Below are 13,899 nucleotides of genomic sequence, written 5' to 3'. Positions count from 1 at the left end.
TGGTGCGCGCTCCGCACCAGGGCGCTCACGGAGGGTGTGCACGCCCCCGCACCGTTCGCTCCGCCGAGCGAATCCGCTGATCAGCCCGGACCGTCAGCGGGCAAACCGCGCGCTCCGACACGGAAAACGGCGGCGGTCCTCACGGTGTTCCCGGACGGGACGGGGGATGAGTTCTCCTCGTACCGGCGACGGACCCCGCGTCTACGCGCGAGGTCCGTGCGGGGCCCGGAGACGGGGCGGCCGGAACGGGGCCGGACCGGCCGGCGGGCGGTGCGGGCCGACGGGCGGGTCAGGCCAGCGAGACCAGGTCGTGGTAGGCCGGGCTCCACAGGTCCTCGACGCCGTCCGGCAGCAGGATGATCCGCTCCGGCTGGAGCGCCTCCACCGCGCCCTCGTCGTGGGTGACCAGGACGACCGCGCCGGTGAAGGTGCGCAGCGCGCCGAGGATCTCCTCGCGGCTGGCCGGGTCGAGGTTGTTGGTCGGCTCGTCGAGCAGCAGCACGTTGGCGCTGGAGACCACCAGCGAGGCCAGCGCGAGCCGGGTCTTCTCGCCGCCGGAGAGCACGCCGGCCGGCTTGTCCACGTCGTCCCCGGAGAACAGGAAGGAGCCGAGGATCTTGCGGATCTGCACCAGGTCGGTGTCCGGCGCGGAGGAGCGCATGTTCTCCAGCACGCTGCGCTCGGGGTCGAGCGTCTCGTGCTCCTGCGCGTAGTAGCCGATCTTCAGGCCGTGGCCCGGGATCACCTCGCCGGTGTCCGGCTGCTCCACGCCGGCCAGCATCCGCAGCAGGGTGGTCTTGCCCGCGCCGTTGAGGCCGAGGATGACGACCCGGGAGCCGCGGTCGATCGCCAGGCCCACGTCGGTGAAGATCTCCAGCGAGCCGTAGGACTTCGACAGGCCCTCGGCCGTCAGCGGGGTCTTGCCGCACGGGGCCGGGTCGGGGAAGCGCAGCTTGGCGACCTTGTCGGAGGCCCGGACCTGCTCCAGGCCGGAGAGCAGCTTCTCGGCGCGGCGGGCCATGTTCTGCGCGGCGACCGTCTTGGTGGCCTTGGCGCGCATCTTGTCGGCCTGCGAGTTGAGCGTCGCGGCCTTCTTCTCCGCGTTGGCCCGCTCGCGCTTGCGGCGCTTCTCGTCGTCCTCGCGCTGCTGCTGGTACTGCTTCCAGCCCATGTTGTAGATGTCGATCGCGGAGCGGTTGGCGTCCAGGTAGAAGACCTTGTTGACGACCGTCTCGACCAGGTCGACGTCGTGCGAGATGACGATGAAGCCGCCCTTGTAGGTCTTCAGGAAGTCCCGCAGCCAGGCGATGGAGTCCGCGTCGAGGTGGTTGGTGGGCTCGTCGAGCAGCAGGATGTCCGCGTCCGAGAAGAGGATCCGGGCCAGCTCGACCCGGCGGCGCTGGCCGCCGGAGAGGGTGTGCAGCTCCTGGCCCAGGATGCGGTCCGGCAGGCCGAGCGCGGCGGCGATGGTGGCGGCCTCGGCCTCGGCGGCGTAGCCGCCCTTGGTGAGGAACTCGGTCTCCAGCCGGGCGTACTTCTTCATCGCGTTGTCGCGGGTGGCGCCCTTGCCGTTGGCCATCCGCTCCTCGTTCTCGCGCATCTTCCTGAGCACGCTGTCGAGGCCGCGGGCGGACAGGATGCGGTCCCGGGCGAGGACGTCGAGGTCCCCGGTGCGCGGGTCCTGCGGGAGGTAGCCGACCTCGCCGGAGGAGGTGACCGTGCCGCCGGCCGGGATGCCCTCGCCGGCCAGCACCTTCGTCAGGGTGGTCTTGCCCGCGCCGTTGCGGCCGACCAGGCCGATCCGGTCGCCCGGGGCGATCCGGAAGCTGGCGGACTCGATCAGGATGCGGGCACCGGCACGAAGCTCCAGGGCGTTCGCGGAAATCATGGCTGGGGTCTCTCCTCGACGTGGCTATGGCACTCAGCCATTGGGCCCAAGTCTACGGGAGGGCGGGAAGGCCTTTTCCGGGCCCGGCCGGCGGGCGGTGCCGGCCGGGCCCCGGGGGGTCACTTCGCGCAGGACGGGCGGGCCGCGGCGAACGGGGCCCCGGCGGTGCCGCAGGCGGCCTCGCGCAGGCCCAGGGCGGTGTCGTAGACCCAGCTGCCGATCACCGGGCCGTCCTCGACCGAGACCCGGTGGCCGTCCAGCCGGCGCAGCACCACGTCGGGGCCGGTGCTGAGGAAGTTGCCGTGGTCGGTGAGCGAGAACACCATGACGCCGCCGGGCTGCTGGCGGGCCGCGGCGGCGGTGGCGGCCGGGCACAGCCGGGGCACCAGCACCGCGTCGTCGGTCTGCGCGGTGCGCACCGGGTCGAAGGTGCAGCCCGCCGGGGGGCGGGAGTTGAAGCGCAGGTCGCCGTCGCGCTCGCGGAAGCCCATCAGCAGGCCGGGGGTGACCACCGTCACGAACGCGTCGTTGACCTTGTCGTCGGACGGGTGCAGGGCGTCGGCGGCGCGCTGGAGCATGAGCTGCGCGCGCTCGTCCTCGGTGCGGGTGTCCGCGCCCGGCTCGCCGTCGGCGCGCAGCCAGTCGGCCAGGCCGGGGAAGCCGCGGTGCCAGCGCACCGAGTGGTCGGTGGTGTCGACCGCGGTGACCATGCCGTCGTCCCAGACCACCACGGCGTCCTGGCCGACCCGGACCAGGTGCAGCGCGGTGGCACCCTCGCGGCGGTAGGACCACAGCCGCTCGCCGGTGGTCGGCGAGTAGGCCTCCACACCGGGGCCGACCTGGAGGTCCGCCTGCGCCGCGCCGGTCGACTGCGCGCTCACCGGGCTGGCGTCCGCCGCGCCGGGGACCACCCGGTCGCCGAACGGCTCGGGCCGGTTGGCGTGGGCCGCCGCACCGGCCGCGAGGACCAGCAGAGCGGCGGCGGCGGGCAGGACCGATCTCGGCGACAGGCTTCGCAGCGGGTTGAAGGACACCCGCGGAGTTTATCCGGCGGGTGCTGGCGGGGGCCCGGGGTTTACCGGCCGCCCGCTCGGGCGTGTCACCGGTCCCTACCTTTATCCGGGTCCGACACGACCCCGCCCGACCTGCGGGGCAGCGGACCGGGCGCATGCCTGCGGCCGGTTAGGGTACGCCTGCGGTGGGCCCACGGACTGTTACAGAGGTGAGACGGAATGCAGTTTGACGACGATGCTCAGCTCGACAGCTCACAGGTGCAGGACCGGCGCGGCATCCCCGGCGGCGGACTGGCGGTCGGCGGCGGGGTGGTCGGCCTGCTCGGGCTCGTCGTGGCGCTGCTGTTCGGGGTGGACCCGGGCATGTTCGGCGGCTCCTCCCAGCCGGCCGCGCCGCCGGTCGGCCAGGCCACCAGCTCCGCCCAGCTGGCCTCGGCCTGCAAGACCGGCGCGGACGCCAACAAGCGGCAGGACTGCCGGATCCTGGCCGTGGTCAACAGCGTCCAGACCTACTGGCAGGCCGACTTCACGTCCGAGGGCCGGAGCTACCGCCAGGCGCCCACCGTGCTGTTCACCGACCGGGTCGCCACCGCCTGCGGCACGGCGACCTCCGCGGTCGGGCCGTTCTACTGCCCCGGCGACGGCAAGGCCTACTTCGACCTGGGCTTCTTCGACGACATGACCCGGCAGCTGGGCGCCAAGGGCGGGCCGTTCGCCGAGGCGTACGTGGTGGCGCACGAGTACGGGCACCACGTGCAGGACCTGCTGGGCACCACGGCCAAGGTCGGCGGCGACCGGCAGGGCGCGGACAGCGGCTCGGTCAAGCTGGAGCTGCAGGCCGACTGCTACGCGGGGGTGTGGACGCACCACGCCACCACCACCCCGCAGCCCTCCACCGGGCGGCCGCTGATCACCCAGCTGACCGACCAGGACATCGCGCTGGCCCTGGACGCCGCCGGCTCGGTGGGCGACGACCGGATCCAGCAGCGGGCCACCGGACGCAGCAACCCGGAGACCTGGACGCACGGCTCCTCGGCGCAGCGCCAGCAGTGGTTCACGACCGGCTACCGCAGCGGCGACCCGGCCAGTTGCAACACCTTCGGCTGACCGGCCCCCCGCTTGACCCGTTGGGGTGACTTGGGGCATTTATGACGGTCCGTCAGGCTAGGCTCCTGAGGCCGGAATCGACCCTGGACCCACGGAGATCCCATGCGTCTCGGCCGCCTGACCCTGGCCGCCGCCGCGCTGCTGCTGGTGACCACCGCGAGCGTGCCCTCGGGCACGCCGCTGAGCCAGACCGAGCGCCACGCGGCGCTCTCCTCTGACGCCATCCAGCCGCGCGGCGCGGCGCCCCGTCCGGTGGTGCAGCGGGCGGTGCACGAGGTGCCGTTCGGCGCCTTCGTCGGCTCCTGGGACAGCTACATCCCGAACATCGCCCGGATGGCCTCCTGGCTGAACAACGCCAACCTACAGGTCGGCCACACCTACCTGGCGGGCAACGGGTGGCAGGACATCGAGGGCGAGCCGCTGGTGCTCGGCCTCTGGTCGCAGTGGCGGCAGTCCGACCCGGGGCGGCGGCTGGTGCTCGGCGTGCCGATGCTCGTCCCCAACGAGGGCAACGTGCCGGACGCCGAGGTGTCCCGGCTGCTGGCCCGCGGCAACCAGGGCGAGTTCGACCAGCACTTCCTGCGGCTGGCCCGGAAGCTGGTGGCCTTCGGCGGCGGCGACACCGTCATCACCCTGGGCTGGGAGATGAACGGCGTCACCTACACCTCGCGCTGCAAGCCCGACCCGACGGCCTGGAAGGCGTACTGGCGGCGGATCGTCGGCGTGATGCGCTCGGTGCCCGGCCAGCGCTTCTCCTTCGACTTCACCCCCACCCGCGGGCTGGACGCCATCCCCTGGACGCGCTGCTACCCGGGCGACGACGTGGTCGACATCATCGGCATGGACAGCTACGACCAGCCCGCGGGCGGCACCTTCGACGAGTACGTCTCCGAGCCGTACGGGCTGCAGGACCAGGTGGAGTTCGCCGCCAAGCGCGGCAAGCCGGTGTCCTACCCGGAGTGGGGGCTGTTCCGCAACGGCGACAACCCGGAGTTCGTCCGGCGGATGGTGGAGTGGATGCGCACCCACGACACCGCCTACCAGACGGTCACCGACTACTGCCCGCACGGCTTCTGGCAGTGCAAGGACAACCCGAAGTCGGCGGCGGTGTACCGGCAGCTGATGTCGGGCTCCTCCGGGGCGCTCGGGCCGGTGAAGAACTCACCGCAGGCGCCGCCGCGCTAGCGCCTCCTTCAGCTTCGGCATCCGGGTGCGCAGCAGGTGCACGGCGGCGATCCGGGCCCGGACCCGCAGGGCGCGGGCGGCGGCGGCGGGGGCGAGCCGGCCGGGGCCGAGCACCAGGCGCTGGTTGGACAGCCGGTCCGGGCGCCAGCGCTGCTTGTACGGCTCCTGGCCGCGCAGCAGGCTGAGCTGCGGGATGCCGGCCGCGCGGACCTCGTCCAGGGCGGCGCCGAACAGCAGGCCGGCGATGTCCAGCTTCTCCCGGAGCCCGGGGTGCGCGCCGTACATGTAGAGGCCGCCGAACGGGGCGCAGAGGATCACCAGGTTCACCGCCACCACCTCGCCGTCCAGCTCGAACCGGTGTATCGCGGCCCGGCCGGTCGCCACCAGGCCGGTGGTCGACTCGGTCAGGTGCTCGGCGAAGCGCGCGGTGCGGTGCTCCGGGGTGACCCCGCGGTCCTGCCACTGGAGCATGTGCAGGCGCAGCAACTCGCCGACCGTGTACGGGACTTCCTCGGGGGTCGCGGAGTGCACCCGCACCCCCGAGTTGGCGATCTTGCGGAGCTTGACCCGGCTGCGCTGGGCGGTCTTGCCGGGCAGCCGCTTGAGCAGCTCGTCCATCGGCACGGCCGGCAAGTACTGGCAGAGCGAGTCGGCGAACCGGTGCCGACGGCCCCGCCAGTGCGCGTACACCCGCTGCACGGCCGCCGACGGGTGCACCTCGCGCAGCTCCAGGCTGTGCCAGGGGCGGCGCAGCGGCAGGGCGGCGGCCAGTTCGGCGGCGGCCCGGTCGGCGCAGTCGTCGTCGAGCAGCACGTCGGTGAAGTCGACCAGGCCCGCGCCCAGGTTGGTCAGCCCGCCGAACGGGCCGCGGCGGCGCAGCGCGGCGGCCCCGACCAGCCGGCCGTCGCGGCGGACCAGCACCAGCACCAGCCCGCCGGGGCGGCCGTACCGGCGCCACCAGGAGCGCAGCCAGGGCGCGGCCTGGAAGGAGGTGGCGGTGGCGCAGCGGCGGTGCAGGTCGTCCCAGTCGTCGGCGAGCCGGTCCAGGGCGTCGTCGGCGCGCAGCACCTCGGCCGTCCAGCGCTCCCGGTCGGCGGCGTCGCGGGCCGGCTGGGCGGGCACCCGGGGGCCGCGCCGCTGGTGGAGCTTCACCGGACGGCCGCCGGTTCGCGGGTCTGCGCGGCCGGCGCGGCCTCGGCCTGGGCGGGCAGCGCGCTCGCGTCGGCCCCGGCGGCTTCCGCGGCGGGGCCCGGCTTGCGGCGGGTGAGCATCACCAGGGCGCCGACCAGCACGCCGGCGGCGGCGCCGACCGCGGTGTCCAGGCTCGCGGACGGGGAGGCCGGGGCGTCGGGCTCGGCGGCGGGGGCCAGCGGGACCAGCCGGACGCCGGTCTCCTTGCTGCTGGTGTTGCCGAACGCGATCAGCGACCTGGCGACCGCGTCGGCGTTCTTCACCGCCTCCTCGCCGCGGGCGGCGGTCCCGGTGATCTCGATCATCGGGGCGTCCGGGGAGGTGGTGCCGCGGACCAGCCCGGCCAGCGTGGTCACCGTGTGGCCGGTCTCGGCGGCGGCCCCGATCAGCACCTGCGGCTGGCCGGTCAGCCGGCCGTACGCCTGGGCGAAGTTGACGGCGGTGGCGTTCTCGCCGGGGTTGTTCGGCACGACCACCACGTAGGAGCTGGCCGAGTAGCTGGGGTGCGAGACGACGGCGTAGCCGGCCCCGGCCGCCGCACCGAGCGGGACGGCGAGGGCCAGCGGCCACCATCGGCGGGCCAGCGCACGGGCGCCGCGGCGTGGTTCGGGCATCGGTGACTCCAGGAGGGTCGAAGGGGTGAACGGTTCAGTGCGCGGCCGCGCGGCGCCCGGCGGAGCGCCCGGGGCGGGCGGCGGGGCGGGGGCGGGCGCCGGGGTCAGCCACCGGGCTGCCGCCGCCGGCCGGAGGGGGTCGCGGCCGCCCGCCGGGAGCGGCCGCGGGGCGGGGGGTCGGCGGGCGCCCGCCCGGTGCGGGGGGCGGCCGGGGCGGGCACCACGGGGGCGGCCGGCTGGGGGCCGACCGACTCGCGGTAGAGGGCGGCCAGTTCGGTCGCGATCCGGGCGATGTCGTAGTGCGCGACGGCGGGCGGGACCGGGAACGGGCCCGGCCGGGTGGTCGCCAGCAGGGCCAGCTCCCGGGCGTACGGCTCGGGTTCGGAGGGCAGCAGGCGGGCGTGCGGGGCCGCGGCGGCGGGCAGTTCGGCCAGCGCCGGACAGGCCGAGTGCAGCAGCGGGAGCCCGGCGGCCAGCCCCTCCAGGGCGGCCAGTCCGAAGGTCTCCTCGCGGGACGGGGAGACCAGGACGTCGACGGCGGTGAGCAGTTCGGGCACGTCGTCGCGCTCGCCGGTGAGCACCAGGCGGTCGCGGACGCCGAGCCGGGCCGCGCGGTCGAGCAGCGCGGCGCGCTCGGGGCCCTCGCCGATCAGCAGCAGCCGGGCGTCGGGCAGCCGGGCCAGCGCCTCCAACGGGACGTGGAAGCGCTTGCCGGGCACCAGCCGGCCCACCGCGCCGATCACGAACGCGCCGATCGGCAGGCCGAGTTGGGCCCGCAGCCGGCCGCGGTGGGCGGCCCGGGCGGTGGGGGTGAAGCGGTACCGGGCGGCGTCCACCCCGTTGGGCAGCAGCCGGACCCGCTCGGCCGGCACGCCCCACTCGCCGAGCACCCCGGCGACCTGGCCGGAGACCGCCAGGGTGGTGCTGCCGAGCCGTTCGGCGCCCAGGTAGAGCGCCTTGACGCCGCGCGAGGTGGGCCGGCCCTCGATCACGCCGGACTGCAGCGAGTGCTCGGTGGCGATCACCGCGCGGACGCCGGCCAGCCGGGCGGCGAGGCGGCCGTACAGCATGGCCCGGTACAGGTGGGTGTGCACCAGGTCGTAGCGGCCGGAGCGGATCAGCCGGGTGAGCCGGGGCAGCACCGCGAGGTCGCGGTTGCCGCGCATGTCGAGGTGGTGGACGGTGAAGCCGTCGGCGCGCAGCTCCCGGGCGACCGCGCCGGGGCCGGTCAGCGCGGCCACCTCGTGCTCCTGGTCGGCCGGCAGGTGCCGCAGCAGCAGGGCGAGCTGGCGTTCGGCGCCGCCCGCGTGCAGGCCGGTGACCACGTGCAGGACTCTCATCGGGGCTCCCCCGCGACGGCCTTCGGCGCGGACTTCGGCGGGGCCCAGCGCAGCCCGGTGACGGCGTCCCGCCAGCGGTGCCGGCTGTGCTTGGCGCGCAGCCGCCAGGCCCCGTCCCGGTCGCCGACGTAGCAGCGCGGCAGGGCGTGCCGGCCGGTCAGCCAGGAGTGGTCGATGGCGCAGGCGTAGTCGTACCCGGCGTCCCGGACCGCCCGGGTGGCGGGCAGGTCGACCGCGCCGTACGGGTAGCAGAAGCCGGTGACCGGGCCGCCGACCAGGTCCTCCAGGGAGCGCCGGCTGTCCGCGGTCTGCCGCTCCAGGGCGGCCGGGGACAGGCCGGGCAGCGCCTGGTGGCCGAGCCCGTGCGAGCCGATCTCCCAGCCGGACCGGGCCAGTTCGGCGACCTGCTCGACCGTCAGCAGCTTCTTGCGCGGCCCCTCGGCGTCCCAGCCGTTCTCGCTGCCGAGCAGGTCGGGGACGACGTACGCGGTGGCGGTGAAGCCGTACTCGCGCAGCACCGGGACGGCGTGCCGGGCGAAGTCGGCGTAGCCGTCGTCGAAGGTCAGGCCGACCAGCCGGGCCTCCCGGCCGCGGGCCTGCGCGGCCAGCAGTTCGCGGACGCTGACGCCGCGCCGGCCGGTGCGGTGCAGCCAGTCCATCTGTTCGGCGAACCGCTCGGGGGAGACGGTGAGCAGGTACGGGTCCTCGTCCTCCTCTGCCACCGAGTGGTACATCAGGATCCAGGGCGCGAGCCTGGGCGCGAGTGCCTGGGCCGGCAGGCGGGGATCAGCGGCCATGCGGCTTCCCTTCGTCAGCGGTGGACGGGGTGGGCTGCGGCCGGCGGGCCCGGGCCAGCAGTCCGAGCACCGGGCCGCGCACCTCGGCGGCGCCGAACAGCGCTCCGAGGGCGGCGAAGGACAGCAGGACGGTGGTGCCGCCGAGCAGCGCGGCGGGCAGCGGTCCGGCGGCGGTGCGGGCGGCCAGCGCGCCGAGCCCGGCGGCGGCGACGGCGGCGGCCAGCAGTCGGGCCTGGCCGCCGAGCACCAGGGGCAGCCGGAGCGCGACGCCGCGCAGCATCAGGCCGCGCATCAGCAGCGCCGCGGTGGTGGTGATGCCCGCGGCGTTGCCCGCGGCCAGGCCGAGCGCCCCGAAGTGCGGGGTGGCGCCGACGCCGACCGCGACGGTGACGGCCAGGCCGAGCAGCATCGCGCCGACCGGGTACCAGTCCAGCCAGGTGATCCGGTCGCCCTCGGCGCGCGGGACGTCGGCGCGGCGCACCACCGGGCGGACGCAGAAGTACGGCCGGACCATCACGCCGATCATGGCCTGCGCGGGCAGCCCGAAGGAGTAGACCCGGATCACGGCGGCGGTGGCGGAGGTGTCGGCCGGGCCGAACGCGCCGCGCTGGAACAGCAGGGCGACCAGCGCGGGGGCGCAGGCCATCAGGAAGGCGGTGCCCAGCAGGACCAGCGCGGCGGCCTGCCCGAGGTCCTTCTCGACCCGGTCGCGGGCCGCCGTGAAGTCCCCGGCGGCCATCGCCCGGGCCACCACCGGGAAGGTCACGGTGACGATCAGGATCGCCGAGGTCATCGCCAACTGGCTGACCTTCGCCGCGTAGTTGAGGTGCGAGATGGTGCCGGGCGGCAGGGCGGAGCCGAGGTAGCGCTCGATGAAGACCTGGGCCTGCCGGGTCAGCGTGAACGCGGCCACCGGCAGCAGCGCCAGCGGGATCAGCACCAGCCGGCGGGCCGCGCCCCGGCGCAGCCCGCGCCGCCGTCCGCCGGAGCGCAGCCGGCGGGCGAACGGCAGCAGCAGCACGCCGGCCATCAGCGCGCTGCCGACCGCGACGCCGATCGCCGCGGAGCGCACCCCGAGCAGCCGGTGGCCGCTGAGCAGCAGCGCCAGGATGCCCAGGTTGTACATCACGTAGATGACGGCGGGCGCGGTGAAGGAGTGCAGGGCGCGCAGCGCGGAGGCCAGGTACCCGGCGACGCCGAACGGCAGGATGGTGAGCGCGGTGATCCGGGTGCAGGTGACGGCGAGCTGCGGGTCGGCCAGGCCGGGGGCGAGCAGGTCGACCAGTTGCGGCGCGCCGAGCGCGACCCCGCCGGAGAGGGTGCAGAGCGCGAGCAGCAGCCAGGGCAGCGTGGAGCGGGTCAACTGCCGTACCGGGTCCGGTCCGTGGGGGCGCTCCTCGCGCAGCACCAGGGCCAGGCTGAAGGCCGGCACCATCAGGAACGCCATCGCGTCCTCGATCAGCAGCGGCGCGGCGGTCTCCGGCACCGTCCAGGCGACCAGGAAGGCGTCGGTGCCCTGGTTGGCGCCGAAGTAGCGGGCCAGCAGCAGGTCGCGGAGCAGGCCGAGGCCGGAGCCGGCCGCGCTGAGCAGCGCGGTGACGCCGAACGCCTTGGCCAGGAAGCCGCGCCGGGCGGGCTCGGCGGCCGGGCCGGGGCGCGGGGCGGGGACGGCGGTGGGGGCGGGTGCGGGGGCCGCGGCCACCGGCTGCTCGGTCGTCATGCGCCGGCCGCCTCACGGGAGTCGGGTCCGGGGAAGGCGGTGCGGGCGGCCAGGCCCAGGACCACGGAGGTCAGCACCGTGGTGGTGCCGCCGATGTCGGCGTAGAGGAAGTCCCAGAGCACCCAGCAGAGCAGGGCGAGGGCGGCCAGGCCGGGGCCGGCGGCGCGGCGCAGGCAGCCGAGCAGCAGGGCGAGGAAGAGCGCGAGGTAGGCGACCGCGCCGAGCAGGCCCTGCTCGCTGAGCACCAGGAAGTACATGTTGTGCGGGGAGAGCAGCGGTTCGCGCCGGAAGCCGATGGTGGAGTCGGCGGCGTCGCTGCCGGAGGAGAGCCGCAGCGGGGCGTGGCTGTCGCGCAGCTGCTGGAACGCCTTGGGGCCGGCGCCGGTCACCGGGTGGTCCTGCCAGATCCGGCCGGCGGTGGCCCACAGGTCGTAGCGGTCGGAGACCGACTGGTCGGGGGCGGCGGAGACCGAGCCGATCGAGCTGAGCCGCTCGGTGACGCCGGAGGCGCCGAGGCCGAGCCCGCCGACCAGCACCACCGCGGCGGCGGCGCCGACCAGCACGCCCCGGACCGCGAGCCGGGCGTCGGCGCGCAGCAGCAGCACGCTCGCGGCGACGGCGGTGGCGATCCAGCTGCCCCGGCTGAACGAGACCGCCAGCGGGAAGGCCAGGAACGCGGCGCTGCCCCACATCGCGCGGCGCAGCCAGCGGTTGCCGCCGGGGCGGCGCTCGGCGAGGGCCAGGCCGAGGGCGGCCAGCAGCCCGTACGAGACGACGGTGGACATCGCCATGACGTCCAGCGCGCCGAAGGTGCCGACGGCCCGGATCGGCTCGCCGGTGTAGGAGGCGCCGGTGCGGGTCAGGTACTGGTTGGCGCCGACCGCGCCCTCGATCAGGGCGGCCAGCACGAAGGAGCCGAGCACCAGGCGCCGGTCCAGGGTGTCGCGGACGGCGAGCAGCACCGCGGCCGGGACCAGCACGAAGATCTGCACCAGCCGGACGAAGCCGGTCAGGCTGGCGGCCGGGTCGATGGAGTGCGCGGTGGCGACGGCGGCGGCCAGCACCACGGCGCCCAGCAGGGCGCAGACGGCCGGGTCGAGGCGGGGCAGCCGGCCGCGCAGCAGGTCGAGGGCGATCAGGCCGACCAGGGCCAGCGAGGCGAGGTCGGCGGGGGTGACGTGGACGGCCGCGGCGACGTCCTTCTCCCCGGTCGGCACGCACACCAGCAGCACGGTGGCCGCCGCGAGCCAGCTCGGCCGGGCCGGGACTATCCGGGCCGACCACGCTGCCGGGCGGGGCGGTCGGAGGGCGATGGCCATGGGTTCAGCTCCCGTCCGGGCGGACTGCCAGGGCGGCGGTGCGGAGCAGGATCTTGGCGTCCCCCCACAGGCTCCAGCCCTCGATGTAGCGGTTGTCGAAGCGCGCCCGGTCCTCGATCGAGGTGTCCCCGCGCAGTCCGTTGACCTGGGCCAGGCCGGTCAGCCCGACCGGGACCCGGTGCCGGTCGGCGTACTCGGGGTACGCCTGGCCGAACCGCATGACGAAGTAGGGGCGTTCGGGGCGCGGGCCGACCAGGCTCATGTCACCGCGCAGCACGTTCCACAGCTGGGGCAGCTCGTCCAGCGAGGTCCTGCGCAGGAACTTGCCGATGGCGCCCATCCGGTGGTCCTGGGCGATGTTCCAGCGGGTGGCCGACTCGTGCTCGTTGGAGGGGCGCAGGGTGCGGAACTTGAGGACGGTGAAGACCCGGCCGTCCAGGCCGGTGCGCTGCTGGCGGAAGAGCACGCCCGGGCCGGTGTCCCAGCGCACCGCGAGGGCGCAGGCGGCCAGCAGCGGGGAGATCAGCAGCAGGCCGAGGCCGGCCGAGACGATGTCGAAGCCGCGCTTGACGACCCAGCCGCCGCGCCGCATCGCGGGGGCCTCCAGGCGCAGGCAGGGGAAGCCCCAGAGGTGGTCGCCCGCGCCGCGGACCGCGTCGAACTCGCGCAGGCCGGGCACCAGCCAGACCTGGCAGCCGAGCCGGGCGGCGTGCCGCAGCGCGGCCAGCGTCTCGGCCTCGTCGGCGGCGCCGGCGGTGGCCAGCACGTGGTGGATGCGGTAGCGGCGCAGCACCCGGCCGAGCACCTCGCGCCCGCCGAGCACCGGCAGCGGGGCGCCGGCCGGCAGCAGCACCGGGTCGGGGTCGAGGTAGCCGACCGGGCGCAGGCCGTACTCGGGGTGGTCGGTGAGCACCGCGGCGATCCGCTGGCCGAGTTCGCCCGCGCCGAGGATCAGCACCGGGCTGGGGCGGCGGCGGCGGGTCCGGCGGGTGAGGTGGTGGACGAAGGCCCGGCCGAGGGCGGCGAGCGGGAGCAGCAGGAGCAGCAGGGCGAGCAGCCGCAGCGGGCTGACCGGCCCGAGGTCGGCCCAGCGGCCGGCCAGGCAGGTGTCGGCGGTGATCGCGAAGGCGGTGGCGACGGCGGCGCGGGCGGCCAGGCCCGGGAGTTCGTCGAGGGCGGAGAGGCTGAGCCGGGTGCGGTAGAGGCCGCCGGCCAGGTTGAGCGGGAGCAGCGCGGGCAGCAGCAGGGCGGCGGTGGCGACCGGGCGGGTGCCGGCGGGGGTGGTCGCGGCCGCGGCCAGGCCGACCGCCAGGGTGTCGGCGGCGGCCAGGGCCAGCGGGAGGGCGACCCGGGAGTGCAGCCGGCCGCGGTGCCGGCCGACCCCGGCCGAGGTCCGGGGGGCGGCGGCCCGGGACTTGGGCCGGCCCTTCGTCCGGATCCGCGGCCGGTCGAGCACGCCGGCGCCGGGTGCGGTGCCGGGCCCGGCACCGGGCCCGGTGCCCGCCCGACCGCCGGGGCGGCCGGGACCCGTCAGCGTTCTGCCCGGTCGCGGCACGCTCTCGTGGTCAATGGTCATCAGCGCACGAACTCCCCTGCTGTGTACCCGCCGCGGCCGGGCAGTCGGACCGGACGCGCGCCGGCTCGGCGCCTCGACCCGGTGGACGCGGTCCAGGTAAGCACCTGCTGCCGTGAGAGGCGGTCGGCCATTCCGCTACCGAAAATGGA

Annotated in this window: 11 protein-coding genes; 2 read left to right on the top strand and 9 right to left on the bottom strand. The window is 75.6% G+C overall.

What is annotated here, in order from left to right; all coding sequences use genetic code 11:
• Positions 1 to 289: 289 nt before the first annotated feature.
• Positions 290 to 1,888, bottom strand: a complete 1,599-nt coding sequence (locus ACIP60_RS29980; RefSeq protein ID WP_400690149.1) for an ABC-F family ATP-binding cassette domain-containing protein — start codon at positions 1,886 to 1,888, stop codon at positions 290 to 292.
• 119 nt (positions 1,889 to 2,007) lie between these two features.
• Entirely contained in the window at positions 2,008 to 2,922 is a 915-nt protein-coding gene (locus ACIP60_RS29975; RefSeq protein ID WP_400690147.1) for a hypothetical protein, read from the bottom strand.
• A 198-nt stretch (positions 2,923 to 3,120) separates the two neighbouring features.
• Between ACIP60_RS29975 and ACIP60_RS29970 the strand changes: the two genes are divergently transcribed.
• Both ACIP60_RS29970 and ACIP60_RS29965 read left to right on the top strand, forming a co-directional pair.
• A complete protein-coding gene (locus tag ACIP60_RS29970; RefSeq protein ID WP_400690145.1) occupies positions 3,121 to 4,008 on the top strand; it encodes a neutral zinc metallopeptidase in 888 nt (295 codons plus the stop codon).
• 102 nt (positions 4,009 to 4,110) lie between these two features.
• Complete coding sequence (locus tag ACIP60_RS29965; RefSeq protein ID WP_400690142.1) at positions 4,111 to 5,193, top strand: glycoside hydrolase family 26 protein; 1,083 nt, start codon at positions 4,111 to 4,113, stop codon at positions 5,191 to 5,193.
• Here the strand turns inward: ACIP60_RS29965 and ACIP60_RS29960 are convergent.
• From ACIP60_RS29960 to ACIP60_RS29930, 7 genes are all read right to left on the bottom strand, one after another.
• On the bottom strand, positions 5,170 to 6,345 hold the full coding sequence (locus ACIP60_RS29960; RefSeq protein ID WP_400690139.1) for a GNAT family N-acetyltransferase: 1,176 nt from the start codon (positions 6,343 to 6,345) through the stop codon (positions 5,170 to 5,172). The genes ACIP60_RS29965 and ACIP60_RS29960 overlap by 24 nt on opposite strands.
• Positions 6,342 to 6,998, bottom strand: coding sequence for a Wzz/FepE/Etk N-terminal domain-containing protein (locus ACIP60_RS29955; RefSeq protein WP_400690137.1), 657 nt, complete (start codon positions 6,996 to 6,998; stop codon positions 6,342 to 6,344). Before ACIP60_RS29955 ends, ACIP60_RS29960 begins: the two co-directional genes overlap by 4 nt.
• A gap of 104 nt (positions 6,999 to 7,102) precedes the next feature.
• Positions 7,103 to 8,338: a glycosyltransferase gene (locus ACIP60_RS29950; protein WP_400690134.1), complete on the bottom strand. Its 1,236-nt coding sequence runs from the start codon at positions 8,336 to 8,338 to the stop codon at positions 7,103 to 7,105.
• A complete protein-coding gene (locus ACIP60_RS29945) occupies positions 8,335 to 9,135 on the bottom strand; it encodes a polysaccharide deacetylase family protein (protein ID WP_400690131.1) in 801 nt (266 codons plus the stop codon). The genes ACIP60_RS29950 and ACIP60_RS29945 overlap by 4 nt, the downstream gene beginning before the upstream one ends.
• Complete coding sequence (locus ACIP60_RS29940) at positions 9,125 to 10,855, bottom strand: lipid II flippase MurJ (RefSeq protein WP_400690128.1); 1,731 nt, start codon at positions 10,853 to 10,855, stop codon at positions 9,125 to 9,127. The genes ACIP60_RS29945 and ACIP60_RS29940 overlap by 11 nt, the downstream gene beginning before the upstream one ends.
• Positions 10,852 to 12,174, bottom strand: coding sequence for an O-antigen ligase family protein (locus ACIP60_RS29935; RefSeq protein ID WP_400690125.1), 1,323 nt, complete (start codon positions 12,172 to 12,174; stop codon positions 10,852 to 10,854). Before ACIP60_RS29935 ends, ACIP60_RS29940 begins: the two co-directional genes overlap by 4 nt.
• A 4-nt stretch (positions 12,175 to 12,178) precedes the next feature.
• Positions 12,179 to 13,750: a sugar transferase gene (locus tag ACIP60_RS29930; protein ID WP_400690123.1), complete on the bottom strand. Its 1,572-nt coding sequence runs from the start codon at positions 13,748 to 13,750 to the stop codon at positions 12,179 to 12,181.
• Positions 13,751 to 13,899: the final 149 nt, after the last annotated feature.

Origin of the sequence: Kitasatospora sp. NPDC088783 (genome assembly GCF_044750705.1) — a bacterium.
GTDB classification, from domain to species: domain Bacteria; phylum Actinomycetota; class Actinomycetes; order Streptomycetales; family Streptomycetaceae; genus Kitasatospora; species Kitasatospora fiedleri.
The sequence above is the reverse complement of the archived record's forward strand: the minus strand, read 5'-3'. Positions and strand labels throughout refer to the sequence as shown.

Coding starts and splice junctions, on each gene's coding strand:
- ACIP60_RS29980 (WP_400690149.1), bottom strand. CDS start 1,888: ATGATTTCCGCGAACGCCCTGGAGCTTCGTGCCGGTGCCCGCATCCTG.
- ACIP60_RS29970 (WP_400690145.1), top strand. CDS start 3,121: ATGCAGTTTGACGACGATGCTCAGCTCGACAGCTCACAGGTGCAGGAC.
- ACIP60_RS29965 (WP_400690142.1), top strand. CDS start 4,111: ATGCGTCTCGGCCGCCTGACCCTGGCCGCCGCCGCGCTGCTGCTGGTG.
- ACIP60_RS29955 (WP_400690137.1), bottom strand. CDS start 6,998: ATGCCCGAACCACGCCGCGGCGCCCGTGCGCTGGCCCGCCGATGGTGG.
- ACIP60_RS29950 (WP_400690134.1), bottom strand. CDS start 8,338: ATGAGAGTCCTGCACGTGGTCACCGGCCTGCACGCGGGCGGCGCCGAA.
- ACIP60_RS29945 (WP_400690131.1), bottom strand. CDS start 9,135: ATGGCCGCTGATCCCCGCCTGCCGGCCCAGGCACTCGCGCCCAGGCTC.
- ACIP60_RS29940 (WP_400690128.1), bottom strand. CDS start 10,855: ATGACGACCGAGCAGCCGGTGGCCGCGGCCCCCGCACCCGCCCCCACC.
- ACIP60_RS29935 (WP_400690125.1), bottom strand. CDS start 12,174: ATGGCCATCGCCCTCCGACCGCCCCGCCCGGCAGCGTGGTCGGCCCGG.
- ACIP60_RS29930 (WP_400690123.1), bottom strand. CDS start 13,750: ATGACCATTGACCACGAGAGCGTGCCGCGACCGGGCAGAACGCTGACG.